This is a genomic window from Bradyrhizobium sp. F1.4.3 (assembly GCF_040548375.1).
In the GTDB taxonomy this organism is placed as follows: domain Bacteria; phylum Pseudomonadota; class Alphaproteobacteria; order Rhizobiales; family Xanthobacteraceae; genus Bradyrhizobium.
Map to the genome: position 1 here is coordinate 1 of NZ_JBEPRN010000025.1, position 26,530 is coordinate 26,530.

Genomic DNA, 26,530 nt, shown 5'->3' on the forward strand with positions numbered 1-26,530 from the left:
CCCGCCAATCCATCATCGCCAGAGAATCACATTCCACCAGCATTCGGACAGATTTACCTGGCACGCTGCCAAAAAAATCACACGCTCTGAGGTGCAAGCCTTGCGGCGCCATTGCGCCGCTGGGCGAGCCTCGAAGGGCGACGGCCTTGCTACATCCCGGCCGTTCATCCTTCGAGGCTCACCATGTGGCGCGTTGCGCCCCATGGGTCGCACCTCAGGATGACGGGGTTAGTATCTTGGTCGAAGCAAGAGGAACGCCCGCGACCCCCACGATTGTGGCGAGATCGCATCGCTTCAACAAAAAAAATCCTCTGTCGACGGTTGCGCACCGCACCTTGATGAATCAACCTCGGTTGGTCCATAAGCGGCGTCCCGCGGCCGGTTTCGGTTCGCGTTGCGTGCTTGGATAGAGGGGTTCTCGCGTGGCGAATATCAACCAGAGAATTGCGCAGGAGCTTGGGGTTCGGGCGGAGCAGGTCGAGGCGACGGTGACGCTGCTCGACGGCGGCGCCACGGTTCCCTTCATCGCCCGCTACCGCAAGGAAGCGACCGGTGCGCTCGACGACGCGCAACTGCGCACCCTCGAGGAGCGTCTGGTCTACCTGCGCGAGCTCGAGGACCGCCGCAAGGCCATCCTCGAATCGGTCCGCGAGCAGGGCAAGCTCGATGCCGCACTCGAAGCCAGCATTCTCGCCGCCGACAGCAAGGCGCGCCTGGAAGACATCTACCTGCCGTTCAAGCCGAAGCGCCGCACCAAGGCCGAGATCGCCAAGGAAGCCGGCCTCGAGCCGCTCGCCAATCAGCTGATGACCGAGCCCATGAACGATCCGAAGGTGGTGGCGGAGATCTTCGTCAACGCCGAGAAGGGCGTTGCAGACGCCGCCGCTGCGCTCGACGGTGCCCGCGCCATCCTGGTCGAGCGCTTCGACGAGGACGCCGACCTGATCGGGAGCTTGCGCGAGGAAATGTGGACCAATGCGCACATGGCCTCCACCGTGCGCCAGGGCAAGAAGACCGAGGGCGAGAAGTTCGCCGACTATTTCGATTTCTCCGAGCCGCTGACCAAACTGCCGTCGCACCGCATCCTCGCGATGTTCCGGGGCGAGAAGGAGGAGATTCTGGATCTCCAGATCCACGCCGAGGCCGAAGCACCGCCCGCGGGTGTGCCGGGCGCCTATGAGCTGAAGATCATGAAGCGGTTCGGCATTGCTGACCTCAAGCGCGCCGGCGACCGCTGGATGATCGACACCGTGCGCTGGGCCTGGCGCACCAAGATCCAGGTGCATCTCAACATCGACCTGCGCATGCGGTTGTGGAACGCGGCCGAGACCGAGGCCGTGCGCGTGTTCGCTTCCAACCTGCGCGACTTGCTGTTGGCCGCGCCCGCCGGCACCCGCGTCACCATGGGGCTCGATCCCGGCTACCGCACTGGCGTCAAGGTCGCCGTGATCGACGCGACCGGCAAGGTGGTCGATACCGCCGTGATCTACCCGCACGAGCCGCAGCGGCAGTGGAACGAGGCGCTGGCGATCCTCGGCAAGCTCGCGCTGAAGCATCGCGTCGAGCTGATCGCGATCGGCAACGGCACCGCCTCGCGCGAGACCGACAAGCTTGCGGCCGACCTCGTCAAGGGCCTGGCCGAGCTGAAGATGACCAAGATCGTGGTGTCGGAAGCCGGTGCGTCGGTCTACTCGGCCTCGGCTTTCGCCTCGGAGGAATTGCCGGGCCTCGACGTCACCCTGCGCGGTGCGGTCTCGATCGCGCGCCGCCTCCAGGATCCGCTCGCCGAGCTCGTCAAGATCGAGCCCAAGGCGATTGGTGTCGGCCAGTATCAGCACGACCTCGGCCAGGCCAAGCTCGCCAAGTCGCTCGATGCCGTGGTCGAGGACTGCGTCAACGCGGTCGGTGTCGACGTCAACACCGCCTCCGCACCGCTTCTTGCGCGCGTGTCGGGCGTAGGCTCCGGTCTTGCGCAGAGCATCGTGGCACACCGAGACGCCAACGGCCCGTTCAAGTCGCGCAAGGCGCTGAAGGAGGTGCCGCGGCTCGGGCCCAAGGCGTTCGAGCAGTGCGCGGGCTTTTTGCGTATCCTCGGCGGCGAGGATCCGCTCGATGCGTCCGGCGTACATCCGGAAGCCTATCCGGTGGTGCGTCGCATTCTCAGCGCCACCAAGAGCGACATCAAGGCGCTGATCGGCAGCAGCGAGATCGTGCGTACGTTGAAGCCGAAGGAGTTCGTCGACGAGACCTTCGGTCTGCCGACCGTCACCGACATTCTGCGCGAGCTTGAAAAGCCCGGCCGCGATCCACGCCCGGCATTCAAGGCCGCGGTGTTCATGGAGGGCGTCGAGGAGATCAAGCATCTCAAGAAGGGCATGATCCTCGAAGGCACTGTGACCAACGTCGCCGCCTTTGGCGCGTTCGTCGACATCGGCGTGCACCAGGACGGCCTCGTGCACATTTCGGCGATGTCGAAAACCTTCATCAAGGATCCGCGCGAAGTGGTGAAGCCCGGCGATATCGTCAAGGTGAAGGTTCTGGACTTCGAGGTCGGGCGCAAGCGCATCTCGCTGACGCTGCGGCTTGACGACGAGGTCGGCGAGAAGAAGGACGCCGGCATGCAGCGCGACAATTCGCGCAACACCGCCCGCATGACCTCGTCGGCGCCGCGCAAGCAGGAATCCTCCGGCGGCGGTGCCCTCGCGGACGCACTGCGCCGTGCGGCCGAGAAGAACGGCGGCAAGCGGGCGTGAGTCTTAACCTCTCCCCGCTCTTTGCGCTCTTTGCGGGGGGAGGAGCTCCCCGACGTATGGAGTGTTCTATCCACGTCGTCATTGCGAGCGCAGCGAAGCAATCCAGACTACCTCCGCTGAGACAGTCTGGATTGCTTCGTCGCAAGGGCTCCTCGCAATGACGAGGAGAGAGCGCGGGTCCGCCTTCCTAACTTCCGCGTCAGAATCTGGCGCATTTGTAAGTTGAAGGTGAGGGCGTATTTTCCTCATCTGATCCCCTGGAGCGGCGAGACTGTCGCCGCGACAAGGAGGATATTCAGATGAACAACAGGCTTCTCACCGGCGTCGTCGCGGCGGCCATGGCTGCGACGGTGGCGGTCGCTTCGCCCGTTCTCGCTCGGGGTGGCGGAGGTGGGGGCGGCGGCCATGGGGGTGGTGGTTTCGGCGGCGGCGGGCATGGTGGCGGCGGCTTCGGCGGCGGGATGCACGGCGGTGGCTTCGGTGGCGGAATGCATGCTGGCGGCTTCGGCGGCGGGATGCACGGCGGTGGCTTCGGTGGCGGAATGCATGCTGGCAGCTTCGGCGGCATGCATGTCGGCGGCATGGGCGGCGCGCATTTTGCCGGTGCCCGTTTTGGCGGGCCCGCCTTCGGCGGCGCACGCTTCGCGCATGCGGCGATCGGACCACGCTTCGCCGGCACCGGCTGGCACGGCAGGCCCTTCATCGGCCGCCACGCCTTCTTCTTCCATCACCACCATTTCCGCCGTTTCGCCGTGTTCGGCGCGCCCTATTACTACGCCGGCTATGACGATGGCTGCTGGCGCCGGAGCTTGACGCCCTATGGGTGGCAATGGGTCAATGTGTGCGGGGATAGTTGGTACTAGCATCGCCGGACCGCACCATTGTCGCGATCGCCACCGGGTGGTTCCGCTCAGCCCCGGAACGGGATAGTCTGGTGGCGATCGTCGCGCGGAGTTTGTCATGACCGGAGGCCACCGCCGCATCCTGGTCGTCGAGGACGATCCGGAAACCGCAGGCCAGCTCATCGAGGAGCTGACGACCTCCGGCTATGACGTCGATCTCGCCGCGACCGGCCGTGAAGCCTTGAGCCACGGCGTCGCCCGCGACTATGCCGTGATCACCATCGACCGCATGCTGCCCGATATCGACGGCATCACCGTGATGCGGCAACTGCGCGACGACGGTATTGCGGCGCCCTTTCTGATCATCTCCGCGCTCGGCGAGGTCGACGACCGCGTACGGGGTTTGCGCGCCGGCGGCGATGATTATCTGGTCAAGCCGTTCTCTTTCGTCGAGCTTCTCGCACGCCTCGAAGCGTTAGGCCGCCGCAGCGAGACCATCGCCAAGGAAACGATCTTGCGGGTCGGCGACCTCGCCATCGACCTGATCGCGCGCAACGCCAGCCGCCGCGGCCGGAAGATTCCGCTGCTGCCGCGCGAGTTTCAACTGCTCGAATATCTCGTCCGCAACGAGGGGCGCGTCGTCTCCCGCGCGATGCTGCTCCAGCACGTCTGGGATCTGCATTTCGATCCCTCCACCAACATCATCGACGTCTATGTCGGGCGTGTCCGCCGCAAGGTCGACGATGCCCAAGCCTATCCGCTGATTCACACCATCCGCGGTATCGGATATTGCCTCCGTGCTCCTGGCTAAGACGCTTCGTTCGTCGACCTTCCGCCTGGCGCTGATCGCAATCGCGGCGTTCGGGCTGATCGTTGCGGCCATCATGACTTACGTCTATTTCGGCACGCTCGCCTATGTGCGGAGCCGGGTCGGCGATGCCGGCGATCATGATGGCTTCACCGCCATGATCGAGCTCGCGATGATTGCCGTTGCCGTGCTGCTCGCGGTGCTGGCCAGTCTTGCAGCCGTTCTGGTGACGCGGCGCACGGTCGGGCGGATCGAAGAGATCAATGCCACCAGTCGTGCGATCATGCTCGCCGGCCTCGACCAGCGCATTCCCTTGCGCGGCAGCCATGACGAGTGGGACCGTGTCGCCGAAAACCTCAACCAGATGCTCGATCGCATCGAGACGCTGATGGGCGAGGTCAAGCAGGTCAGCGACAATGTCGCCCATGACCTGCGGACGCCGCTCACCCGCATGCGCGGCCGGCTCGAAAAGGCCTATCACGCCCCGCGCAGCGGCGAGGCCGATGCCGCGCTGATCGGCGATACCATCGCCGACCTCGACGCTGTGCTCGGCATGTTCGCCTCCATCACGCGGATCTCGGAGATCGAGACCCGCGCGCGCAGAAGTGCCTTTCGCGCGCTCGACCTCGCCGAGGTCGCGGGCGAAGTCGTCGAGCTCTACGACGCTGCCGCCGAGCAGGTTGCGACGGGTCTGAGCCTCGGCGGCGACCGAGAGGTGCCCGTGACCGGCGATCGCGACCTGCTGTTCGATGCCATCGCCAATCTCGTCGATAACGCGATCAAGCACGGCCGCGCGGGCGGGCAAGTGACCGTGACCTGCCGTAACGCCGGCGACGGCGCGATGATTGCGATCGCTGACGATGGTCCGGGCATTGCCACTGACCACCAGGATCACGTGTTCAAACGCTTCTACCGGCTCGAACAGAGCCGCTACACGCCGGGCAATGGGCTAGGCCTCAGCCTCGTCGCGGCGGTCGCACGCCTCCATGGCGCCGAGATCGCGCTGCATGACAATGCGCCGGGCCTGACGGTCCAGCTCAGCTTCCCACCGCACCGGTCCTAGAGCTCGATCACGCCGCGGCGCGCCGCGTGTGCCACCGCGTCGGTGCGGCCGGTGGCATCTAGCTTGTCGAGCAGCGAGCCGACGTGGAATTTCACGGTATGCACGGAAATGCTGAGCCGACGCGCGATCATCTTGTTGGAGGCGCCCTCGGCCATCAGCGCTAGCACGTCGAGCTCGCGCTGCGTCAGCGCGATGTCTTCGGGCATGCTGCGGGGATCGCGGGCAACGACCGTCGCCGCGGCCTGCTCGCCGGGCGCGGCGAGGCGAAGCCCGGCGACGCCGCCGAGCAGCGCCGTCAGGCGATCGGCGAGGGCGGGATCGTCGATCTCCAGGGTGAGCACGATGTCAGGCGCCTTGTCCTCGTTCACGCCTCCGGCCTCTCGCCGACCGTAACCTTGAAGCTGACCGGCTCGCCGCCGCGGCGCACGGCGACATCGACCACAGCGCCGACGCTCGCGGGTCCCAGCGTCCGCGACAGCGCGCGCACGCCGGAGAGTTTTTGGTCGTTGACCGCCACGATCACGTCGCCCTGGCGGATGCCGGCCGCAGCCGAAGGACCGCTCTTGTCGACATTCATCACCATCGCGCCGACACCGTCGTCGAGCCGCACTGGCTGGAGCCCGAGCCCGAGATAACCGCGGGCGATACGGCCGCGTGTTTCGAGCTGGGCTGCGACGCGCTCGATCGTCGCCGCCGGAATCACCAGCACGCGACGTGGTCCCAGCACGGCCATGCCGAAAGCGTCGCCCGCGGCATCCAGTGCAAGGCCGCCTTCCTGGCTGGGACGCAGGCGAACATCGAGCTCGATCCGCGCATCGATATCGCCGCCGCGCAGGCTGCGCCAGCTCTTGCCGGACAGCGACACCATCCCCAGCGCCGCGCTCGGCGCATCGCGGTTGGTGGCGACGACGACCGACAATGTGCCGAGGGCGGGGACGGTGGCGGCCAAGTTGACAGGGGCGATACCGGTATCAGCGCGCAAGAGCGCGATATCGGTGGTGTGGTCGCGGCCGGCGATGGTGGCGGCGACGGTGCTGCCGTCGGGGAGGCCGATCTCGACCTCACCCTCGTCGGCCAGCGCCTCGTCGGCGGTGACGATCAGGCCGGGCTTCCAGACAAAGCCCGTCGCGCGGGAGCGGTGGGAATGCACGGTGACGACGGACGGCGCGGCGCGGGCCACGACATCCGCGAGCGCGGACGACAGCGAAGACAGAGCAGTGGGGTCGGTCATGGGAAGCTCCTATAAGCTGCCCTCAATCTGGATTGTCGCGACCGATCCGGAAACTGGCCGGATGGCCAGGACAGGCATTCATGGTCACATGTAGGTGCTGCTTGCTGTGCGGGAAGAGCTTCGTGCAAGGGCGGCATGTAGGTCCCGGCGCCGGCGAGAGCGCGCTCAAGGGAGCGGCGATCAATCGGAATGGAGTTTCAACCTGCCGGGCGCTCTCGGCGTCGCGCTCAGGACGTTATCCCAGCGGTAGGAATAGCCGGCGCCGATGATGTAATCCGGCGAATTCCGGTTGAGGCCGAAGGCGAGATGAAAATCGAGCTGCCCGGTGCGGCTCAGGAGATAGCCGCCGCCGACATTGAGCAGCGCCGTGCTCGCGCCTCGCGACGGATAGTCGCCGACATACTCGGCGAACAGCGCCAGCTTCTCTGTGACCTTCCGTTCGATCGCGAATGTCGCCTCGCTGGTCTGGTGGCTGGCGAGATCCGATGGCCGGAAGAAGCTGGTGACCATGCCGCTGATGCCCCAGCCGCCGCTGAGCTCGTAGGACCAGGGCAATTGCTGATAGGGCTGGAGGCCCGCGCCGGCGATTGCGGGCGTGCCGGTCGGCAGGCCGACGCCGAACACCACCGACAGGTTCGCTGGCTCGGGCAGCCCGCTCGCCTGCCATTTCACTGCGGGTGAGACATTGGTGAAACCGGTGTCGACCGTGCCGGTCAGCCGTCCGACATAGTTGGGAACATCGACCAGCACTTCGAGGCAGGGCGCGACACCGAAACGGAAGCGGCTGTTGCTGCCGTCAAACCCCTTGCCGGCGCTCTGGCGGGACGTGTTGACGCCGTTCTCGCTCTGGATGCTGCCTGCCGGCACGACCAGGCTGGAATTGGTGACGTCGGGGCGATCGGTCGCGATCTGCGATTGCGGTGACGGACATTCACCAGCCTGAGCCACGCAGGGGCACAGCGCGGCCGCGAGGAATCCGGCGCAATACAACGATGCCCGCCAAATTCGCAGGACAATTCCCGAAACCACAAATACTCTCTTCGACAGCAGTTCGCTTGCTGGCAATAATGCCCCGTGATAGCACGCGCTGGATCGCGCCTGCCCAAGAAGACCAAACGTCCCCGGAATTTATTCCCCGACATGTCCGATTTTCACGGCGTCTTCCCCTATCTGGTCTCGCCCGTCGATGCCGACGGCGCGGTGCGGACGAACGTCCTCGGAAAGCTCAGCGACGACCTGATTGGCTCTGGTGTGCACGGGCTGACGCCGCTCGGCTCGACCGGCGAGTTCGCCTATCTCAACCCAACGCAGCGCATGTCGGTCGTGCAAACCACGATCGAGGCCGCGAACGGCCGCGTGCCGGTCGTGGCCGGTGTCGCCTCGACCTCGACGGCGGACGCCGTGGCGCAAGCCAAGGCCTACCAGAGGCTCGGCGCCGACGGCATTCTGGCGATCCTCGAGGCTTACTTTCCGCTCGCCGACGCCCAGGTCGAATCCTATTTCCGCAGTATTGCGGATGCCGTCGATATCCCCGTCGTCATCTACACCAACCCGCAATTTCAGCGCTCCGATCTCACCCTCGATGTCGTCGCGCGCCTCGCCGAGCATCCGCGCATCGGCTACATCAAGGACGCCTCGACAAACACCGGCCGCCTGCTCTCGATCATGAACCGCTGCGGCGATGGCTTGCGCGTGTTCTCGGCCTCCGCCCATATCCCGGCCGCGGTGATGCTGATCGGCGGCCTCGGCTGGATGGCAGGGCCGGCCTGCATCATCCCGCGCCAGAGCGTCGCGCTCTACGACCTCTGCAAGGCTGGGCGCTGGGATGAGGCCATGGCGCTCCAGCGCAGGCTGTGGCGCATCAACGAAGCCTTTGCCCGCTTCAATCTCGCCGCCTGCATCAAGGCTGGCTTGGCCATCCAGGGCTACGACGTCGGCGACCCCGTCCCGCCGCAGGCCGCGCTGACGGCGGAGCAGCGCAGGGTCGTGGAAGCGGCGTTGCGGGAGCTCGCCTAGCCGCTCCCCGGCATGACGAATCCATGGTCCGGCCGCCCAAAACCGCGGCTGGTCTCGTCTGCCTCGATCCGCTAAAAGGCAGCCCGCATTTCAAGAGACTTCAAGGACCCAGCGGAATGAACATTCTCCCCGGCAATCTGCGTTTCGGAGCGGGCCAACCCGTCAAGCGTTTGGAAGACCTCAGGTTGCTCACCGGGAAGGGGCAGTTCATCGACGACAAGCCGGAGGACGGCGCGCTGTGGTTGCACGTGCTGCGCTCGCCGCATGCGCACGCCAAAATCGTCGCGATCGACACAAGCGCGGCTGCCGGAATGCCCGGAGTCACCGCGATCTACACCGGCGCCGATCTGATCAAGGACGACATCGGCACCATTCCGACGCTAAACATCTTCAAGCGCCCCGACGGCAAGCCGATGACGGTGCCCCCGCGCCGGCTGCTTGCCCATGAAATCGTGCGCTACACCGGCGAGGCAGTGGCAGCCGTGGTGGCTTCGTCACGAGCAGAGGCCCAGAGCGCGGCCGAAGCGATTGAGGTCGAATATGACGTGCGGCCCGCAGTGGTCGATCCCGTCGAGGCGGTGAAGCCCGGTGCGCCGGTCGTGTGGCCGGACGCCCCCGACAACATCGTCGGCGCCATGAGCTATGGCGACCCCGCCAAGGTGGACGAAGCGTTCGCCAGGGCCGCGCACACCGTCGAGCTCGATCTCATCAGCCAGCGCCTTGTGCCCTCCGCAATGGAGCCGCGTTCGACCATTGCCGAGATCGACAAGGCCTCCGGTCGCCTCCTCCTCCATGTGCAGTCGCAGACGCCAGCCTCGACCCGCGACGTGTTGGCCGAAGCCGTGCTGAAGCGGCCGAAAGACAGCGTGCGCGTGCTGGTCGGCGACATCGGCGGCGGCTTTGGCCAGAAGACCAATCTCTATCCCGAAGACGGCATCGTCGCCTATGTCGCGACCAAGCTGAGCAGGAAAATCCGCTGGCGTGGCGATCGTACCGACGAGTTCGTCAGCGGCACCCACGGCCGCGACCTCACCTCGACTGCTTCCTTTGCGCTCGACGAAAAAGGCAAGGTGCTTGCCTATCGCGTCACGTCGATCGGCTGCACCGGCGCGTATTCATCGGGTGCCGGCAACATCATTCCGCTGGTGCTCGGGCCGTTCGTGCAGACCGGCGTTTACGATTTGCCGCTGGTGCATTTCGAGATCAAGTCGGTGATGACCCACACCGCACCGGTCGGCGCCTATCGCGGCGCGGGCCGTCCCGAAGCGGTCTTCATCGTCGAGCGCCTGTTTGATGCTGCCGCGCGAAAGATCGGCATGGATCCGCGCGCGATCCGCAAAGTGAACTACATCAAGCCGGCGCAGTTGCCATACACCAACGCGGCGGGCCAGGTTTACGATTCCGGCGCCTTCGCGCACATGCTCGACCGCGCGGTGAAGCTTGCGGACTGGGATGGCTTTGCCGCACGCAAGAAAGCGGCGAAGAAGAAGGGCCTGCTCTACGGCCGCGGACTCACCTCCTACATCGAATGGACCGGCGGCCGCGCGCACACCGAAAAGGTCAGCCTGCACGCGACGTCGCAAGGCCGCGTCATTCTGCATTCCGGCACAATGGCGATGGGGCAGGGACTTGCGACCACCTACACCCAGATGATCGCCGCCACGCTTGGCGTCTCCATGGACAAGATCGACGTCGTGCAGGGCGATACGGATCTCGCGCTTGGTTTTGGCAGCGTCGGCTCCCGCTCGCTGTTCGTCGGCGGCACGGCCGTGGCGGTTTCCTCCAACGATTTGATCCAGAAGGCGCGCGAGAAGGCGGCGAACGTGCTCGAGACCTCGGTCGAGGACATCGAATATCAGGGCGGCATGCTCACCGTGGTCGGCACCGACCGCCGCATCAGCCTGTTCGATCTCGCCGGGAAGGAGAGCGGCGCCAAGCTCAGCGTCGATTCCGAAGGTGAGGTCGACGGTCCGAGCTGGCCGAACGGCACGCATATCTGCGAGGTCGAGATCGATCCGGAGACCGGCATCTCCCGCGTGGTGCGCTACACCACCGTCGACGACGTCGGCGTCGCGGTGAATCCGATGCTGGTCACCGGCCAGATCCATGGCGGCGTCGCGCAGGGCATCGGCCAGGCATTGTATGAAGGCGTGTCGTACGATGCCGACGGTCAGCTCCTCACCGCGAGCTACCAAGACTACTGCATCCCGCGCGCCGACGACGTTCCGCCGATCGTGGTGACGCTCGACGACTCCGCGCCCTGCCGCACCAATCCGCTCGGCGCCAAGGGCTGCGGCGAATCCGGCGCCATCGGCGGCCCGCCCTGCGTCACCAACGGCGTGATGGATGCGCTCGCCGAGCTCGGCATCACCCAGCTCAACACGCCCCTGACGCCGCAGAAGATCTGGAAGGCGATCAGGGACGCGAGGGTGGGTTAGGAGTTGTAGCCTGCGCTGCCGCTGCAATCTCAATTGTCGTCCCGGCGAAGGCCGGGACCCATAACCACCGAATCTGATTTGGCGAAGATTGGTAGTTGCCAGCCTCGCGCCGCAACTTCTCCCTGGGGTTATGGGTCCCGGCCTTCGCCGGGACGACACCGAGGGTATGGCGCGAGCGCTATTAAATTGCTGCCGCTCAAATCCCCAGCATCATCTTCGCAATAATGTCGCGCTGGATCTCCGATGTGCCGCCGAAGATCGTATACGCCCGGCCGTTGAGATATTCCGGCACAGCCGTCAGCATCTCCTCCGGGATCGCCGGCTCATGGTTGAGCCTGTAGAGCGGGCGCATCGGCTCGACCGCAAGGGCGTCGTGGCCGATCACGTCGGCGCCAAGCCGCGTCACGGCCTGGCGGATCTCGCTGTTGCGCAGCTTCAGGATCGACGACACTGCGCCGGGGTTCTGCCCGGTCTGGAGCGCCGAGAGCACGCGCAGCTCCGTCATCTCAAGTGCGTCGATGTCGACCTCGACCTCGGAGATGCGGGTGGCGATGTCAGGGCTGTCGATCGCGCGACCCGTCAGGTCCGACTCGGCGAGCTCCGCGATCGCCTTCAACCCTTCGCGCAGCTTCGCTGACGCGATGCCGGAGCCGCGCTCGAACTCGAGCAGATATTTGCCGTAGGTCCAGCCCTTGCCCTCCTCGCCGACGCGGTTGGCCGCGGGCACCCGCACGTCGTCGAAGAACACCTGGTTGACCTCGTGGTCGCCGCCGATGGTGAGAATGGGACGCGTGGTGATGCCCGGCGTTGTCATGTCGATCAGGACAAAGCTGATGCCGTCCTGCTGCCGCGGCCCGTCGCTGGTGCGCACCAGCGCGAACATGCGGTTGGCGTGGTGGGCATGCGTGGTCCAGATCTTGGTGCCGTTGATGATGTAGTCGTTGCCGTCGCGCACCGCGCGCGTCTTCAGCGAGGAGAGGTCGGAGCCGGAGCCCGGCTCGGAATAGCCCTGGCACCAATAATCCTCGCCGGACAGAATCCGCGGCAGATAGAAATTCTTCTGCTCCGGCGAACCGAAACCGATGATGACGGGCCCGACCATCTTCACGCCCATCACATTGACGTTCGGCACACCGGCGCGCGCGGATTCCGTCTCGAAGATCCAGCGCTGCGCCGGCGTCCAGTCCGGCCCGCCATGGTCTACCGGCCAGCCCGGCGCGCCCCAGCCTTGCCTGTGCAATGCGCGCTGCCAGGCCATGCCGATATCAGGGTCCGAGAATACCGAGGGCGTCAGCGCGGTGGCGCGCTTCACCTCCTCGGTGAGATTTTTGGCGATGAAGCCGCGCACCTCGTCCTGGAAGGCGCGCTCCTCGGCATTGAACGACAGGTCCATGGTGAGCTCCTCTCGGTTCAGGTCGGCACAGCCGTGCGGCCAAGCTCGGCATGGCGGCGATAATGGTGCCCACTGCCGCCGAACAGCGTGTCGAAGGCGACCAGCCGCTTGAAATACGCGCCGACCTCGAGCTCCTCAGTGACGCCCATGCCGCCGTGAAGCTGGATCGACTGTTCGCCGACGAAGCGCGCGCATTTGCCGATCTTCGCCTTCGCGCCAGAGGCGGCTCGCGCACGCTCGACCGGTTCGGCATCGACCTTCAGCGCGGCGCGCAGCGCCATCGAGCGCGCTTCATCGACATGCATCGCCATGTCGGCGAGGCGATGACGGATCACCTGATTGGCCGACAGCGGCCGGCCGAACTGTTTTCGGATCTTGGTGTATTCCAGCGTCGTGTCGACAAGCGTCTGCATGATGCCGACGGCCTCCGCACCGAGCGCGGCCATGGCGCGGTCAACGGCCCATTCGATTGCGGGCAAGGCATCGTGATCGTCGCCGAGCAGAGCGTCCTCCGGCAGGTGAACATCCGACAGTTCGATATTGCAAGCGCGCCCGCCGCCGAGGCGCTCATAGTCAGAGATCGCAAGGCTCGGCGTCTGCGCCGACACCAGGAACAGGCCGATCCGCCCCGATCGGCCCTGGTGATCATGGACATGCGCAGAGACGATAATCTCGTCGGCGCTGTGGCCGTCGAGCACGGCGATCTTGCTGCCGGCAAGGCGCCAGCCTTGTGCCGCCTTGTTGGCGATGGTCGCGACCTTGGCAAGATCGAACCGGGCAGCGCGCTCGGAATGAGCAAAGGCCACCCTCAATGTGCCGTCTGCGATCTTCGGCAGCCTCGCGCGCTTCTGCGCCGTGCTGCCGCATCGGTCGATCAGTCCGGCTCCGAGCACGACGGTCGCAACGTAAGGCTCGGACACCAGCCCGCGGCCAAAGGCTTCCATCAAAATGCCGATCTCGACCGCACCGCCGCCGAGCCCATCAAACTCCTCCGAGATCGGCAGCGCCAGCCAGCCGAGCTCGGCGAACTGCTTCCACACCGCCGGGCTGAATCCGAGCGGATCGCTCGCCATCTTGCGGCGATGATCGGCGTCATAGCTTTCGGCGATGAAGCGTTCGACACTCTCGCGCAGCAGCCGTTGCTCGTCACTGAGATTGAGGTCCATCGCGTCTACTCCGCGGCCGCCGGCGGCTTGCGCACGGAGGGATGCAGGCCGGATGGATCGACCACCATGCCGAACTCCTGAAGGTTGTGGGCGTGGCAGAGCTGATGCAGCGCAAAGGCCTGGTCGATCGCAGCGGGCTGGCCCATCACGTCGACCGAGCGGTTGACGGCCTCCTTGGTCAGCTTCAGTGCGAAGGACGGCTTTGCCGCGATCCTACGCGCCAGCGCGAGCACGCTCGCCGACAGCTCCGCGCGGGGCACGACCTGGTTGACCATGCCGAGTTGGTGCGCCTCCTGCGCGCTCCAGCTATCTGCCGTGAACAGGAATTCCTTGGCCTTGCGCGGACCCAACTCCCAGGGATGCACGAACCATTCGACGCCGCAGACGCCCATCGTCACAACCGGGTCGCAAAACTGCGCATCGTCGCTGGCGATAATGAGGTCGCAGGCCCAAGCCAGCATCAGGCCACCGGCGATGCACTTGCCGTGCACCTCCGCAATCGTCGGCTTGGCGAGGTTGCGCCAGCGCCGCGTGATCTGGAGATAGATCTCCTGCTCGCGCGCGAAGCGGCCGTGCGCGTTGGCCTCCGCAAAGCCGCCCCAATTTCCGATCGGCGGAAAATCGACGCCGGCGGCGTTCTTGCCGCCTGGGCGCAAATCATGGCCGGAGGAGAAGTGCGGCCCGTTGCCGGCGAGGATGATCACCTTGACCGCGTCGTCCTGCACCGCCGCATCGAAAGCGGTGTTGAGATCGTAGGTCATTTGCAGGTTTTGCGCGTTGCGCGCTTCGGGCCGATTCATCACGACCCGTACTATCGCCGGCTCCGGCCTTTCGACGAGGATGGTCTCGAACGAGGTCATGGCGTTCCCCTGGCGTTTCCATCTTGGAATTATTGTTTCCTTGAGTTGACTATCTCAATCAGGATTAGGCAAGTGGCTTGCGTAAATCGGCTGCTTTTCGCGCCTCCGGCACAAGATGTCTGGTACCGCCCGCGCTCAATCTGGTAGTTTGCGCCAGATTCCACCGGGGAGAAATTTGATGCGCAAGATCCTGACCGTGCTGGCGGCGCTGGCCTCGCTCAGCCTCACCAATTGCGGCTATAACGCGATCCAGGGCCAAGACGAGCAGATCAAGGCCAATTGGTCCGAGGTCGTGAACCAGTACCAGCGCCGCGCCGATCTCGTGCCCAATCTGGTCAACTCGGTGAAGGGTTTTGCGCAGCAGGAGAAGGACGTGCTGCTCGGCGTCACCAATGCGCGCGCCAAGGTCGGCAGCATCCAGGCGACGCCGGAAGTGCTGAACGATCCCGCCGCCTTCCAGAAATTCCAGGCGGCCCAGGGCGAGCTCTCCAGCGCATTGTCGCGGCTTCTTGTGGTCACGGAAAACTATCCGCAGCTCAAGTCCGATGCGCTGTTCAAGGACCTGATGTCCCAGCTCGAGGGCACCGAGAACCGCATCACGGTGGCGCGCAACCGCTACATCAAGGCGGTGCAGGACTATAACGTCACCATCCGATCGTTCCCGAGCAACCTCACCGCGATGGCGTTCGGCTACAAGGAGAAGCCGAACTTCTCGGTCGAGAACGAGAAGGAAATCTCGACCGCGCCGAAGGTCGATTTCAACCCGACGCCTGCGCCGTCGAAGTAAGCGCGTTCGGTCCGATGCGCGCCGTCAAGGCTATCCTGCTTGCGTGGCTGCTTGGCTGGGCGTTTGCAGCCTTAGCCGACGTCGCCGTGCCGCAGCTTACCGGCCGCGTGGTCGACAGGACCGGCACGCTGTCGAGCGGTGATATCGCCGCGCTCTCGCAAAAGCTCAGTGACTTCGAGACGCGGAAAGGCAGCCAGATCGCCGTACTGATCGTGCCGACGACAGACCCGGAGACAATCGAGCAGTTCTCGATCCGCGTTGCCGAAGCCTGGAGGATCGGCCGCAAGAAGATCGACGACGGTGCGATCCTCGTGGTCGCCAAGAACGACCATCACCTGCGCATCGAGGTCGGCTACGGCCTCGAAGGCGCGCTCACCGATGTCACCTCGCGACGGATCATCGACGAGGTCATCACGCCAAAATTCAGGGAAGGCGATTTCGCCGGCGGCATTTCGGCCGGCGTCGAGCGGATGATGCGCGTCATCGACGGTGAGCCGTTGCCGGTTCCGTCACGCAGCGTGAACGTCGGCAATCTGGACGATATCGGACCGATCATCCCGGTCACGCTGTTTGCCTCGCTCATCATCGGCGGATTTCTTCGCACCTTGCTGGGGCGGTTGCTTGGCTCGGTAGCGACCGGCAGCCTGATCGGCGTCCTGGCGTTGCTCGTCCTCGGCTCTGCCGGGGTTGCCGTGATCGCCGGGATCATCGGTTTCCTCCTGGCGTTCATCGCCGATCTCTTTCCGGCGTCGACGGGGCCATCGCGTGGCGGCTCCTGGTCGAGCGGTTCTTCGTCCGGTGGCTGGAGCAGCGGATCGTCGTCCAGCGACAGCGGCAGCTTCAGCGGCGGCGGCGGCAGTTTCGGTGGCGGCGGCGCGTCGGGGAGCTGGTAGGCCATGAACATTGAGCGCATCACCCGGCATCTCTTGCAGCACCATTGGCGGGCAAGGCGGGTGTTTCCGCAAGACATGCTCGACCGCATCGAGCGGGCGATCAAGCAAGGCGAGGCGACGCATTCCGGCCAGGTCCGCTTCGTCGTCGAAGGCGCGCTCGACGGCCGCCCGCTGTTCCGCAATCAGCACGCACGCGCGCGCGCGCTCGACGTGTTCTCGCATTTGCGGATCTGGGACACCGCGCACAACAACGGCGTGCTGATCTATCTCTTGCTCGCCGACCGCGACGTCGAGATCATCGCCGACCGCGGCATCGACGCGAAGGTGGGCGCGGCGGGCTGGGAGAACATTTGCCGCGCGATGGAGGCGGAATTCGGGGCCGGCCAGTTCGAGCGTGGCGTGATCGACGGCATCGCGGCGGTGTCGCGGGAGCTAGCAAAGCACTTCCCGCCGCAGGGCCCGCATCGCAATGAGTTGCCGGATGCACCAGTGGTGATGTGAGCTCCGACGTCGTCCCGGCGAAGGCCGGGACCCATACCGCGAGGTCTATCGATCGCGCGCGGTGCGAGTCCCGAACGGCGGGTCTTCGCCAAATTACTCCCTGTGGTTATGGGTCCCGGCCTTCGCCGGGACGACATTGGGGAAGCGCCGTGTTTCGCCTCGCGAATGGACGCCCTCGGCACGAGCTTAGCTAATCATCCAGCTTGTTCAGATCGCGCACCGACTGCATGATCGGCTCGAAATTCGATCGCGCGTCCAGTGCGTCGAACAATTGCGCGGTGTCTTCCAGCAAGCCGTGCGACCTCGCGATCGCAATGCGCACGTCCTCGTGCGGCGTATCCGACAGCCGTCCGTGCCCTGAGAGCAGGATCTTTGTATCCAGCCCCTTGATGCGCTCCAGCGACTGGATGTAGTCGGCGATGCTGCCGGAGCCGAACACGCCGCCCATCACGCCGCCGGGCATCAGCGTATCGGCCGCAAACAAGAGGCCCTTGTCCTGGTCGAACAGTGTGATGCAGGCCGAGGTGTGGCCCGGCGTGTGCATGACGTTGAGACGGAAATTGCCGAGGTCGATCAGATTGCCTTCCTCGAGCCAGATGTCGATGTTGATCGGCACGTTCGGCTCGTTGAACATTTTTCGTAGCATCGAAAAATCGTCGCGCAGCATGATCTTGTTGGCGGCGAGCCGGTGCGCGGCAACATAGGTCCTGCGCTCGTTGAAATGCCAGGCTGCGCCGATATGGTCGAGATGCTCGTGGCTCAGCACCACCATGTCGATCTTCTCGGGCGGGCAGCCGGCGAAGTTGAGACATTCCACCATCGCTGGATAGTTCGAGGACAGGCCGACATCGATCAGGATCGTGCGCGCCGAGCCGCGCACGAGATAGGCGTTGGCGGCACGGTTGGAAAAGCGGATCTGATAGACGTCGTCCGCCGCCTGGATCAGCGAGCAGGTGTCGTTCTTGATCAGGATCGGGAAGGCCGTGGGCTTGCGGTCGCTCATGGTTGGGCTTCCCGGTAAGTAACTGCGTTGGAAGCGCGCAGTCGTTTCGAGAGCGCGTCCATCACCATCAGCGCGAAGGCCGGCTGCTGGCTGACGAGATAGACGAAGCGGGCGTGGTTGATCCTCATCACCTTGGTGTGCGGCGCCGCCGCGATGGCCGTCGCGGAGCGCGCCGAGCCGTCGATCACGGCCATCTCCCCGAAGAACTCGCCCTTGCCGAGCTTGATGATGCTGACCTTGCTCGCGCCGTTGACCTTGGCGATCTCGACCTCGCCGTCGAGCACGACAAACAGCTCCCGGCCGGTCGAGCCCTCCTCGAAGATGACGTCATCGACACCAAACTCGTTGATGCATTTCTCGATCGTCATGGCACGCCCTGGCCCTCTGGCTGACGGGATGGCCCATGTTAGCCGGGGAACAGTGACGGGCAAACAACCCCTTGGGCTAAGGCAAGTGGCCTGCTGCAGGGCAGCATCGGCTGACAATTTGTTGCACGCCGTCACGCCGGTTCCACTTTGCCGACCCAATTCGGCCTCGGACGAGTTCCTAAAATTTCGGTAAGCGGGTTCCGAGGTAAGGAATTCGCAAGCAATGAAAGTTACCAAAAGGTCAATCTTGACAGGAGTATTTGAGCCGTGAGCGAACCAATGCCCGAACAGGTCGTCCAGGATACTGGCGCCGCTGCCGCGTCGCAGGCCGTCGAGGCCGCCGCCGGCGTCGAAGCCCCCTCGATCGCCCCCGACCACGAGGCACCGCCCAAAGCAGATGCTCCAACGGTCGAGGCGCCCAGGATCGCGGTGCCAAGGATCGAGTTGCCGAAGTTCGGCGCCAAGCCGGAGGCTGACGCCAAGCCCGAAACCAAGCCCGAGCCGAAGCCCGGCAAGCTGATCGTGATGGCGCCCTCGGAGAGGTCCTGGGACCACGAAGAGTTTGCCCCGCATGTGAAGGCGGACGAAGTGCGCGAGACCAGCGGCAAGCGCCGTCTGTCGGCGATGGCCGCGGTGGTGGCGATCGCGGCGTGCGTCGGCGCTATCAGCGGCGCGCTCGCGACCGCCGGCGTCATGCATTTTGCCGCCAGCCCAGCGCCGGCGCAGGTGGCCGATACCAGCGCGCTGGAATCCTCGGTCTCCAGGATCGATGCCGACCTCGTCGCGCTCAAGGCGAATGTCGAGCATACCGCGAAGACCGGTCTCAGCCAGTCCAACCGGGCCAACGATCGTCTCGACAAGCTCGAGAAGGCGCAGGCCGAGCCGATGGCCAAGATCGCAAAGCTGTCCGAGACCGTCGACAAGCTCCGCGCCACGCCGCCTGCCGCCCCCGCGCAGGCCGCGGCTGCGGCGCCCGCGAGGGAGACCACCGGTTCGATCGCGCCGACCCAGGTTGCGACCGCAGCTGCCGCGCCGGTTCCCACGCCCGCTGCGCCCAAGACCGAGGTCGGCAGGCTGCCGACGGTCGAAGGCTGGGTACTGCGCGACGTCGCCAATGGCGGTGCGCTGATCGAGGGCCGCGGAGGCCTTTACGAGGTCTATGCCGGCGATCCCATTCCCGGGGTCGGGCGCGTCGACGCGATCCGCCGCCAGGACGGCCGCTGGGTGGTCGTCACCAGCAAGGGCCTGATCGTCGCGCGCTGAGCGGTCGATATCCGACTTTCAAAGAGGCGCTTCACCACGATGTGAAGCGCCTTTTTGCTTGAATAGGCGGACCCGCGCGGTGTTACTGAAGGCATGAGCCGCGTGTTGCGAATTCTCGTTGCCGTCGTCGTGTTGTTTGGCGGCGCCGTGTCGTCAATGGCTGCGGAAAACGCGCAGCTCGCGCGCGGCACCGCGATCACCGATCCCGATCTCCTGCGCAAGCTCGACCAGAACGATGCGCTGACGGTCGCGCGCCTGTTGCAGCCTGAGCGCAAAGCAGACGTTCCGCTGACGAGCGATTTGCTGTTCTCGTCACTACCGCAGCTCAAGGAGATTCTGCCGGCGATCGATGCGGAGTTCGATCGCTATGTCACGCAACACAAGGCGGCCTCGCCAAGCGAGACCATCGGTGTCGGCGAAGGTTTTGACGTCCAGCTGTTCGGTCGGGCCGTCCTGAAATCCCCTGACACGCGCTTTGTGCTGGCCGGTATCGTCAACCGCATGGACCGCGCCTATGTGTCGGAAGAGTCCTGTGGCGAGATCCGGCTGATCTATCGCCTTGCCCGGTTCGAGACCAAGCCGGACGGCGGCAAGTCCGCGACGCGACTGCCGATGACGCTCAATCTGGTGATGAAGGCGAGGGATGCCCGCCAGACCGATTCAAACGGCAAGCCCGTCACCTGCGCCGAGGTCGCGCGGCGCTGGCTCGACAATGGCGACTGGCAGGGGCTGATCGGCGGAGCCTTCTTTCCCTACGATGCCATGCTCGACCGCATCGAGACCAACATCCAGATCTCGATCGCGCCGAAATCGGCCCTGCACGATTTCCGATCCGACTATCTATTGAAGGTGTTCAAGTACGACGCCGCCACAAAGCAGTTCGAGGAATCGACGCTGGAGAACCAGATCGACCGCGATCGGATCCTCGCCGACGACGCGCTCCGGCGCGACTTCAAGGCCTGGCTGCTCGCGCCTGGGAATTTTCGCGAGTTCGATCGCGGCACGGTGCTGATCCCGGAGAAGTTTTTGGCCAAGTCTGCGATCGCGCCGACGCCGGCCGGCTTCGATGCATCGGACCTGCAACCGGAGTTCGGAATGATGCAGGGGGAAGGCAAAGGCGAGGGTAAAAGCGAGCCGGTCTTCACCGACAACGATGTGGTCGGTGCGCTGAAGCAGGCGGCCGCACGCGGCATCGCCATGGAGAACATCCGCTCGGTCGCGGGCTTTCAACGCCGCCTCAACGACGTCACCTGCTCGGGCTGCCACCAGACTCGCGGCATCGGCGGCTTCCATTTCCCGGGCGTGGACTGGCTTGCGGACAAGCCGTCGAATTCCAACATCGTGCCGGCCTCGCCGCATTTCTTCGGCGACCAGTTCCGCCGCCGCGACATCCTGACCGCGTTCGCCACGGGCAAACGCCCTGATTTCTCACGCGGATTTGCCAGCCGCCCGCAGACCCGCGGCGGCCAGGAGCTGGCCGGTACCGAGTATCAGGACGGCTGGGGCGCGCATTGTTATTTGCCAGATCCGGGATCGGGAACGGCTGACAGGAGTTTTACGTCATGGACCTGTGCTAAAGGTCTCACCTGTCAGGCTGCTTCGGCCTCGAGCCGCATCGGCATGTGCTTCATCAAGACGCGCTAGCGCGGCGATAGCCGATTTTGGATGACCCATGACGGATACCAGCGACGCCAACAAGGAGCGCAATCGCGAGATCGCGCGGAATGAAGAAGCCAAACAGGTTACCGGCAGCATCCGCGTCAGCACCTGGGCGGTCGCGGTGGTCGTGATCATCGGCGGGATTTTGTTCACGCTCGGCTGGCTGGCGCTCCGGTAGCAGAATGGCGGGATGGCTGGCTGCGAAATCGTAGCCGTGCTCGTCGCTCGGATAATGCAGATGAGCCATCATCGAAAAGTCAGCGACACTCGGCTTGGCGCCGATCGCAAACTCGTTGCGGCTGAGGTGCTGCTCCAGGATGCCGAGAAAATCGTCGATCCGGTGGCGAAAATGCTTCAGCACGTGCGGATCGCCATTGGGAATGAACGTCCGCATGAAGCGGTAGGTCGCCATGTAGCCGGTGAGCTTGTGGTTGTCCCAGAACAGCCAGCGCAACAGCTCGAATTTTTCCTCCGCCGTGTCGCCGCCGAAGCGGCCACACTGCTCGGCAAGCTTGAGCAGGATCGGCGCGGTCTGCGTCAACTTCACGCCGTCGACTTCGAGCACGGGAATCTCGCCCATCTCGTTCACGGTCCTGCGCCATTCTGGCGTCCGCGTCACGCTGCCACTGAAGTCTGTCCAGACCGGCTCGAACTTTTCGCCGCAGAGGGTGAGCATCAGCGCCAGCTTGTAGCTGTTGCCGGATTCGGGGAAGTAGTGCAGGCGGTAGCTGGGCATGGGGACCTCACGGCGCGGGATGCTTTGTCGATTGTTATACCGAGATGATCCCACGTCGTCATTGCGAGCGCAGCGAAGAAATCCAGCAATGCATCCGCGCCCATCGTCGTCCCGGCGAGGGCCGGGACGACGTCGGTGTATCTGGTGCCGCCGAAGCCCTTACCCCACCGCCCCCAATCCTCGCAGCTGGTTGATCGCCGCCTCGTCGTATCCCGCCCCACGCAGAATCTCGTCACTGTGCTCGCCGACGCCGGGCGGCTTGCGCGGCTGAACCTTCTTGGTGCCGTCGATCCAGATCGGACTGGAGATGGTCAGCATGGTGTCGTTCTCGAACGGCACCAGCACCTCGTTGTCGAGCATCTGCTTGTCGTTCGGGATGTCGTCGAGAATGCCGACGACGCCGAACACCAGCCCATTGCCGTCGAGGATTTTGCGCCATTCGGCGAGATCTTTGGTGACGAACACTTCGTCAAAGATCTTGATCAACTCGACGGAGCTGGCGTGGCGGTCAGGCTTGGTGGCAAAACGGGTATCGCTGATGAGGTCCTCGCGCCCCATGCAGCGTGCGAGTGTCGGCCACTGCCGGTCCTCATTGAGCAGCGACAGGATGATCCAGCGGCTGTCCTTGCACTGATAATGGTTGGTCACGGCGTTGAGCGCGCGCTCGCGCGGGCGCCGCTCGCCGAACTTCGCGCCACAAAGCTTGGCCTGCGCCAGCACGCTCGCCGCCCACACGCCGTTCGCCATCAGATTGGAGGCGACATGCGAGCCCTTGCCGGTCTTCTCGCGCTGATAGAGCGCGGTGACGATCGCGCTGTACAACGCCATGGCGCAGGGATGGTCGCCCATGCCGGCGACCGAGCGGGCCGGCGTCGTGTCGATGTCGGCGCGGACGAGGTCCATCAGGCCGGAGCGCGCCCAATAGGCGTTGCTGTCGAAGCCGGGCTTGTTGGCCTCCTCGCCCTTCTCGCCATAGCCGGTGAAGGAGGCATAGATCAGGCGGTCGTTAAGATGCGCGAGGTGGTCATGGGTGATGCCGAGCTTGGCACGCACCGGCGGCGGCATGTTGGTGATGAAGACGTCGGCCTCTTCGACGAGCTTGTAGAGCACCGCCTGCGCCTCGGGCTTGGAGAGGTCGAGCGCAAGGCTCTTCTTGTTGCGGGCCTCCAAGAGCCAGGCGAAATTGTGCTCGCCGGTGGGATAGCCCGGCAGGTTCGGCAGATTGCGGTAAGGGTCGCCGGCGCCGGGCGGCTCGATCTTGATGACATCGGCGCCGAAATCCGACAGCACCGTCGCAGCCGCTGGCGCTGCGATGAAGCTCGCGCAATCCAGAACCTTGAGCCCTGCAAAAATGCCTTTTTCCATCGTGGCGTTGCTCCCTCGCTCTTGTTGTTTCCCGCGCGCTGGAATTGGCGCGGCCATGTCGAGGGAGCATTAGACCGATGTTTTGTCGGGATGCAACGGCGTCGCGCGCAGGGCTTCGCTGCGGTGTGAGTCCCGTCATCCTGAGAGGTGCGAGGCATGGGGCGTGGTGCGCCCCATGGGGAGCCTCGAAGGATGAACGGCCCGGCTGCATCTCGGCCGTTCACCCTTCGAGGCCTCCGCTACGCTCCGGCGCCTCAGGATGACGGAACAGGCATCACGCGTTGTAGCGTGCTCCGCGCTGCGAGGCTCATTCCTCCCCCGCGAGCAGGGCAGCGTTGCCGCCTGCAGCCGCGGTATTGATCGTCACCGTCTGCTCCGTCGCAAAGCGCGCGAGGTAGTGCGGGCCGCCGGCCTTCGGGCCGGTTCCGGACAGGCCGTTGCCGCCGAACGGCTGCACGCCGACCACGGCGCCGATCATGTTGCGGTTGACGTAGATGTTGCCGACCTGGACGCGATCGATGATCGCCTCGACCGTGTCGTCGATGCGGGAGTGGACGCCGAGCGTGAGCCCATAGCCGCTGCGCTCGATCGCTTGCAGGACGCGCTCGAGGCTCTCGGCACGATACCGCACGACATGCAGGATCGGGCCAAACACCTCCTCGGTGAGCTGGCCGGCCTCCCTGAGCTCGAAGATGTGCGGCGCGACGAAGCAGCCGTCGGGCGCCGTGCCGGCGAGGTGCAGCCGTGCCTCTGTTTTCATTCGCGCGACGTGCGCATCGAGGCGCTGCTTGGCTTCAACGTCGATCACCGGCCCGATATGGGTTGCGACATCGGTGGGGTCGCCGATTCCAAGCTCGCGCGCCGCGCCCGCGATCATCTCGATCATGCGGTCGGCGACGTCCTCCTGCACGAATAGCAGCCGCAGCGCCGAGCAGCGCTGGCCGGCGGAACGGAAGGCCGAGGTGACGACGTCATCGGCGACCTGCTCGGGCAGTGCGGTCGCATCGGCGATCATGGCGTTGATGCCGCCGGTTTCCGCGATCAGCGGCACGATCGGCCCGTCCTTGGCGGCAAGCGTCCGGTTGATCGATCGCGCGACCTCGGTCGAGCCGGTGAAGACGACGCCGGCGATGTCGGGATGCGCCGTCAGCGCAGCGCCGATGCGGCCGTCGCCGGTGACCAAATGCAGCGCGCTTGCGGCAATGCCGGCCTCGTGCAGCAGGGCTACGGCCTCCCGCGCGATGCGCGGCGTCTGCTCGGCGGGTTTTGCCACCACGCTGTTGCCGGCCATCAGCGCCGCCGCGACCTGGCCGAGGAAAATCGCCAGCGGAAAATTCCACGGCGAGATCGCCACGAAGACGCCGCGGCCGCGCATGGCGAGCACGTTGCTCTCGCCAGTCGGACCGGGCATCGCGGCCTCGCTGCAAAATTGCTTTCGCCCCTGCGCGGCATAGTAGCGGCAGAAGTCGGCGGCCTCACGCAGCTCCGACAGCGCATCGTCGAGCGTCTTGCCGCCTTCGCGCTGCAGCAGCGCGATGAAATGGGCGTTGCGGCTTTCCAGCAGATGCGCGGCCTGCTCCAGCGCCGCGGCCCGCGTCCCCGCCAGCGTCCGGCTCCAAGCCGCAAAGCCCGCGCGTGCTGCTGCGACCGCCGCGTTGGCCTGCTCGGGCGTTGCATCGGCGACCAGCCTGAGGTCAACCGTCTCGGCCTTGACGTTGGCGAGCAGCCGGTCGAGCGCGGTGCGCTCGCCGAATTCGATACCGCTGGAGTTATGACGCTCCGGGGCGAAGAGATCGCCAGGCAGCGGAATTTTGGCGTGATGCGCGTGATCCGGCCGGACGATGAGATCGGCCGGACGCTTCAGCAGCGCCGGCACCGGCACGCGATAATCGGCCGCCTGCGCCACGAAGGACGAATTGGCGCCGTTCTCCAGCAACCGCCGCACCAGATAAGCGAGCAGGTCGCGATGGCTGCCGACCGGGGCATAGGTGCGGTAGGCGATGTCGGGGTGATCCTTGGCAAGCTGCTCGTAGAGCGCTTCGCCCATGCCGTGCAGGCGCTGGAACTCGAAGCAGCCAGCATCACCGGCAAGCTCCAGCACGGTCGCGACCGTCAGCGCATTGTGAGTGGCAAATTGCGGGAAGATGCGCGGCCGCAGGGCGAGCAGCTTCGCGGCGCAGGCGACGTAGTTCAGATCCGTCATGGCCTTGCGCGTGAACACGGGATAGCCGTCGAGCCCGCGCTCCTGCGCGCGCTTGATCTCGGTGTCCCAATAGGCGCCCTTGACCAGCCGCACCATCAGCTTGCGATCGTGTGCGCGGGCAAGCTCGTGGATGTAGTCGATCACGGCGCTCGCGCGCTTCTGATAGGCCTGGATCGCGAGCCCGAATCCGTCCCAGCCGGCGAGGGAGGAGTCTGCAAGCGTCGCTGCGATCACGTCGAGCGAGAGCTCCAGCCGGTCGGCCTCCTCGGCATCGACGGTGAAATTCAGGTTATGCGCCTTGGCGCGCTGGGCCAGATCGAGCAGTTGCGGCACGAGCTCGCGCATCACGCGCGCGTGGCTGATCGCCTCGAAGCGCGGATGCAACGCCGAGAGTTTGACGGAGATGCCGGGCCGGTCGGGCAAGGGATGGCTGCCCGCCGCCTTGCCGATGGTTTCGATCGCACTGGCATAGGCCTCGAAATAGCGCGTCGCGTCCGCCGCCGTGCGCGCGCCTTCGCCGAGCATGTCGAAGGAGTAGCGCGGTTTTTGGCCGGAGCGCGGCCGGCCCCGCTCCAGTGCCTGCTCAATGGTCTCACCTAACACGAAATGATTGCCCATCAGCCGCATCGCCTGGCGCGTGGCGGTGCGCACCGCCGGTGCGCCCAGCCGCTTCACCAGCCGCCCGATGGTGCCGTCGGGCGTCTCGCCGGGCTGGATCACCCGCGCCGACAGGCCGAGCGCCCAGGCCGAGGCGTTGACCAGGAAGGCGGTGGACTTGGTCTCATGATGGATGAAGTCACCTTCGCCGAGCTTGTCCTCGATGAACTGGTCGGCGGTGCGCGCGTCCGGCACGCGCAGCAGCGCCTCCGCCAGCACCATCAGGGCCAGACCTTCCTTGGTCGAGAGCGCGAACTCGCGCAGCATGTCCTCGACCCCGCCGAAACGGTCGTCGCGTTTGCGGATCGCCTCGATCAGCCGCGTCGCGGTCCGGTCGATCCGCGCCTCCTGCGGCGGGCTGAGATGGGAAGCCGGTAAGAGGCGTGCAGCGATCTCGGCATCATCGGGCGCATAGGGAGCGATGAAAGGGGGCGGGATGTCCGGCATGGCGTGTCCTGTGGCTGAAATCCAGGGTAATGCCCGCGTCGCCGTAGTTCGATAGACAAATTAGTCGATTTGCCTTAG

Annotated in this window: 21 protein-coding genes and 1 pseudogene; 11 read left to right on the forward strand and 11 right to left on the reverse strand. The window is 65.3% G+C overall.

The genetic code is table 11. From position 1 onward, the window contains the following. Nucleotides 1-422: 422 nt before the first annotated feature. The 4 genes from ABIB73_RS35125 to ABIB73_RS35140 all read left to right on the forward strand — a co-directional run bounded on the left by ABIB73_RS35125 (nt 423) and on the right by ABIB73_RS35140 (nt 5,466). The gene (locus ABIB73_RS35125; protein WP_354231785.1) at nt 423-2,753 is read left to right on the forward strand and encodes a Tex family protein; all 2,331 of its coding nucleotides are present in this window, start codon (nt 423-425) and stop codon (nt 2,751-2,753) included. Between the two features lie 299 nt (nt 2,754-3,052). Further along, nucleotides 3,053-3,616: a hypothetical protein gene (locus ABIB73_RS35130; RefSeq protein WP_354231787.1), complete on the forward strand. Its 564-nt coding sequence runs from the start codon at nt 3,053-3,055 to the stop codon at nt 3,614-3,616. Nucleotides 3,617-3,713: 97 nt separating this feature from the next. After that, complete coding sequence (locus tag ABIB73_RS35135; RefSeq protein WP_354231788.1) at nt 3,714-4,406, forward strand: response regulator transcription factor; 693 nt, start codon at nt 3,714-3,716, stop codon at nt 4,404-4,406. Beyond that, nucleotides 4,393-5,466 carry a sensor histidine kinase gene (locus tag ABIB73_RS35140; RefSeq protein ID WP_354231790.1) on the forward strand — a complete coding sequence of 358 codons (1,074 nt, stop codon included), beginning with the start codon at nt 4,393-4,395 and terminating at the stop codon, nt 5,464-5,466. Before ABIB73_RS35135 ends, ABIB73_RS35140 begins: the two co-directional genes overlap by 14 nt. On the opposite strand, the gene ABIB73_RS35145 is transcribed toward ABIB73_RS35140, so the two are convergent. The 3 genes from ABIB73_RS35145 to ABIB73_RS35155 all read right to left on the reverse strand — a co-directional run bounded on the left by ABIB73_RS35145 (nt 5,463) and on the right by ABIB73_RS35155 (nt 7,645). Then, nucleotides 5,463-5,834 carry a response regulator transcription factor gene (locus tag ABIB73_RS35145; RefSeq protein WP_354231792.1) on the reverse strand — a complete coding sequence of 124 codons (372 nt, stop codon included), beginning with the start codon at nt 5,832-5,834 and terminating at the stop codon, nt 5,463-5,465. The genes ABIB73_RS35140 and ABIB73_RS35145 overlap by 4 nt on opposite strands. Beyond that, the gene (locus ABIB73_RS35150) at nt 5,831-6,697 is read right to left on the reverse strand and encodes a S1C family serine protease (RefSeq protein WP_354231794.1); all 867 of its coding nucleotides are present in this window, start codon (nt 6,695-6,697) and stop codon (nt 5,831-5,833) included. The genes ABIB73_RS35145 and ABIB73_RS35150 overlap by 4 nt, the downstream gene beginning before the upstream one ends. A 180-nt stretch (nt 6,698-6,877) precedes the next feature. After that, complete coding sequence (locus ABIB73_RS35155) at nt 6,878-7,645, reverse strand: transporter (protein WP_354231796.1); 768 nt, start codon at nt 7,643-7,645, stop codon at nt 6,878-6,880. Nucleotides 7,646-7,837: 192 nt separating this feature from the next. Here ABIB73_RS35155 and ABIB73_RS35160 point away from each other — a divergent pair, with 192 nt between their 5' ends. Both ABIB73_RS35160 and ABIB73_RS35165 read left to right on the forward strand, forming a co-directional pair. Continuing rightward, the gene (locus tag ABIB73_RS35160; RefSeq protein WP_354231798.1) at nt 7,838-8,713 is read left to right on the forward strand and encodes a dihydrodipicolinate synthase family protein; all 876 of its coding nucleotides are present in this window, start codon (nt 7,838-7,840) and stop codon (nt 8,711-8,713) included. A gap of 116 nt (nt 8,714-8,829) precedes the next feature. Next, entirely contained in the window at nt 8,830-11,151 is a 2,322-nt protein-coding gene (locus tag ABIB73_RS35165; RefSeq protein WP_354231800.1) for a xanthine dehydrogenase family protein molybdopterin-binding subunit, read from the forward strand. A 196-nt stretch (nt 11,152-11,347) separates the two neighbouring features. On the opposite strand, the gene ABIB73_RS35170 is transcribed toward ABIB73_RS35165, so the two are convergent. Genes ABIB73_RS35170 through ABIB73_RS35180 form a run of 3 tightly spaced genes read right to left on the reverse strand, consistent with a single transcriptional unit; the run spans nt 11,348 to nt 14,570 of the window. Next, nucleotides 11,348-12,544 carry an acyl-CoA dehydrogenase family protein gene (locus tag ABIB73_RS35170; protein WP_354231802.1) on the reverse strand — a complete coding sequence of 399 codons (1,197 nt, stop codon included), beginning with the start codon at nt 12,542-12,544 and terminating at the stop codon, nt 11,348-11,350. 17 nt (nt 12,545-12,561) lie between these two features. Further along, entirely contained in the window at nt 12,562-13,710 is a 1,149-nt protein-coding gene (locus ABIB73_RS35175) for an acyl-CoA dehydrogenase family protein (RefSeq protein WP_354231804.1), read from the reverse strand. Nucleotides 13,711-13,715: 5 nt separating this feature from the next. Beyond that, nucleotides 13,716-14,570 (reverse strand): enoyl-CoA hydratase, encoded by an 855-nt coding sequence (locus ABIB73_RS35180; RefSeq protein WP_354231806.1) that lies wholly within the window; start codon nt 14,568-14,570, stop codon nt 13,716-13,718. 178 nt (nt 14,571-14,748) lie between these two features. On the opposite strand from ABIB73_RS35180, the gene ABIB73_RS35185 reads away from it, so the two are divergent. Genes ABIB73_RS35185 through ABIB73_RS35195 form a run of 3 tightly spaced genes read left to right on the forward strand, consistent with a single transcriptional unit; the run spans nt 14,749 to nt 16,751 of the window. After that, a complete protein-coding gene (locus ABIB73_RS35185; RefSeq protein WP_354231808.1) occupies nt 14,749-15,357 on the forward strand; it encodes a LemA family protein in 609 nt (202 codons plus the stop codon). 14 nt (nt 15,358-15,371) lie between these two features. Then, a complete protein-coding gene (locus ABIB73_RS35190; RefSeq protein WP_354231810.1) occupies nt 15,372-16,250 on the forward strand; it encodes a TPM domain-containing protein in 879 nt (292 codons plus the stop codon). Nucleotides 16,251-16,253: 3 nt separating this feature from the next. Next, the gene (locus ABIB73_RS35195) at nt 16,254-16,751 is read left to right on the forward strand and encodes a TPM domain-containing protein (RefSeq protein WP_354231812.1); all 498 of its coding nucleotides are present in this window, start codon (nt 16,254-16,256) and stop codon (nt 16,749-16,751) included. A 190-nt stretch (nt 16,752-16,941) separates the two neighbouring features. Here the strand turns inward: ABIB73_RS35195 and ABIB73_RS35200 are convergent, their stop codons facing one another. Together ABIB73_RS35200 and ABIB73_RS35205 are read right to left on the reverse strand one after the other, a co-directional pair. Beyond that, nucleotides 16,942-17,754 (reverse strand): MBL fold metallo-hydrolase, encoded by an 813-nt coding sequence (locus ABIB73_RS35200; RefSeq protein WP_354231813.1) that lies wholly within the window; start codon nt 17,752-17,754, stop codon nt 16,942-16,944. Then, nucleotides 17,751-18,122, reverse strand: coding sequence for a Crp/Fnr family transcriptional regulator (locus ABIB73_RS35205; protein ID WP_354231815.1), 372 nt, complete (start codon nt 18,120-18,122; stop codon nt 17,751-17,753). The genes ABIB73_RS35200 and ABIB73_RS35205 overlap by 4 nt, the downstream gene beginning before the upstream one ends. A 279-nt stretch (nt 18,123-18,401) precedes the next feature. Here ABIB73_RS35205 and ABIB73_RS35210 point away from each other — a divergent pair, with 279 nt between their 5' ends. Beyond that, the gene (locus tag ABIB73_RS35210; protein WP_354231914.1) at nt 18,402-19,385 is read left to right on the forward strand and encodes a hypothetical protein; all 984 of its coding nucleotides are present in this window, start codon (nt 18,402-18,404) and stop codon (nt 19,383-19,385) included. A 93-nt stretch (nt 19,386-19,478) separates the two neighbouring features. Continuing rightward, a complete protein-coding gene (locus ABIB73_RS35215) occupies nt 19,479-21,029 on the forward strand; it encodes a hypothetical protein (protein ID WP_354231817.1) in 1,551 nt (516 codons plus the stop codon). Between the two features lie 196 nt (nt 21,030-21,225). Here ABIB73_RS35215 and ABIB73_RS35220 read toward each other — a convergent pair. The 3 genes and pseudogenes from ABIB73_RS35220 to putA all read right to left on the reverse strand — a co-directional run. Beyond that, nucleotides 21,226-21,780 (reverse strand): annotated as a pseudogene (locus ABIB73_RS35220) (glutathione S-transferase family protein); the annotation flags it as partial. Between the two features lie 159 nt (nt 21,781-21,939). Further along, nucleotides 21,940-23,145 carry a CaiB/BaiF CoA transferase family protein gene (locus ABIB73_RS35225; RefSeq protein WP_354231819.1) on the reverse strand — a complete coding sequence of 402 codons (1,206 nt, stop codon included), beginning with the start codon at nt 23,143-23,145 and terminating at the stop codon, nt 21,940-21,942. Between the two features lie 307 nt (nt 23,146-23,452). Further along, nucleotides 23,453-26,452: a bifunctional proline dehydrogenase/L-glutamate gamma-semialdehyde dehydrogenase PutA gene (gene putA / locus ABIB73_RS35230; RefSeq protein ID WP_354231821.1), complete on the reverse strand. Its 3,000-nt coding sequence runs from the start codon at nt 26,450-26,452 to the stop codon at nt 23,453-23,455. Nucleotides 26,453-26,530: the final 78 nt, after the last annotated feature.

Excerpts from the sequence above, each read along its gene's own strand:
- ABIB73_RS35130 (WP_354231787.1), top strand. The coding sequence starts at position 3,053 with ATGAACAACAGGCTTCTCACCGGCGTCGTCGCGGCGGCCATGGCTGCG.
- ABIB73_RS35135 (WP_354231788.1), top strand. The coding sequence starts at position 3,714 with ATGACCGGAGGCCACCGCCGCATCCTGGTCGTCGAGGACGATCCGGAA.
- ABIB73_RS35150 (WP_354231794.1), bottom strand. The coding sequence starts at position 6,697 with ATGACCGACCCCACTGCTCTGTCTTCGCTGTCGTCCGCGCTCGCGGAT.
- ABIB73_RS35160 (WP_354231798.1), top strand. The coding sequence starts at position 7,838 with ATGTCCGATTTTCACGGCGTCTTCCCCTATCTGGTCTCGCCCGTCGAT.
- ABIB73_RS35165 (WP_354231800.1), top strand. The coding sequence starts at position 8,830 with ATGAACATTCTCCCCGGCAATCTGCGTTTCGGAGCGGGCCAACCCGTC.
- ABIB73_RS35170 (WP_354231802.1), bottom strand. The coding sequence starts at position 12,544 with ATGGACCTGTCGTTCAATGCCGAGGAGCGCGCCTTCCAGGACGAGGTG.
- ABIB73_RS35175 (WP_354231804.1), bottom strand. The coding sequence starts at position 13,710 with ATGGACCTCAATCTCAGTGACGAGCAACGGCTGCTGCGCGAGAGTGTC.
- ABIB73_RS35180 (WP_354231806.1), bottom strand. The coding sequence starts at position 14,570 with ATGACCTCGTTCGAGACCATCCTCGTCGAAAGGCCGGAGCCGGCGATA.
- ABIB73_RS35185 (WP_354231808.1), top strand. The coding sequence starts at position 14,749 with ATGCGCAAGATCCTGACCGTGCTGGCGGCGCTGGCCTCGCTCAGCCTC.
- ABIB73_RS35190 (WP_354231810.1), top strand. The coding sequence starts at position 15,372 with ATGCGCGCCGTCAAGGCTATCCTGCTTGCGTGGCTGCTTGGCTGGGCG.
- ABIB73_RS35195 (WP_354231812.1), top strand. The coding sequence starts at position 16,254 with ATGAACATTGAGCGCATCACCCGGCATCTCTTGCAGCACCATTGGCGG.
- ABIB73_RS35200 (WP_354231813.1), bottom strand. The coding sequence starts at position 17,754 with ATGAGCGACCGCAAGCCCACGGCCTTCCCGATCCTGATCAAGAACGAC.
- ABIB73_RS35205 (WP_354231815.1), bottom strand. The coding sequence starts at position 18,122 with ATGACGATCGAGAAATGCATCAACGAGTTTGGTGTCGATGACGTCATC.
- ABIB73_RS35210 (WP_354231914.1), top strand. The coding sequence starts at position 18,402 with ATGCCCGAACAGGTCGTCCAGGATACTGGCGCCGCTGCCGCGTCGCAG.
- ABIB73_RS35215 (WP_354231817.1), top strand. The coding sequence starts at position 19,479 with ATGAGCCGCGTGTTGCGAATTCTCGTTGCCGTCGTCGTGTTGTTTGGC.
- ABIB73_RS35225 (WP_354231819.1), bottom strand. The coding sequence starts at position 23,145 with ATGGAAAAAGGCATTTTTGCAGGGCTCAAGGTTCTGGATTGCGCGAGC.
- putA (WP_354231821.1), bottom strand. The coding sequence starts at position 26,452 with ATGCCGGACATCCCGCCCCCTTTCATCGCTCCCTATGCGCCCGATGAT.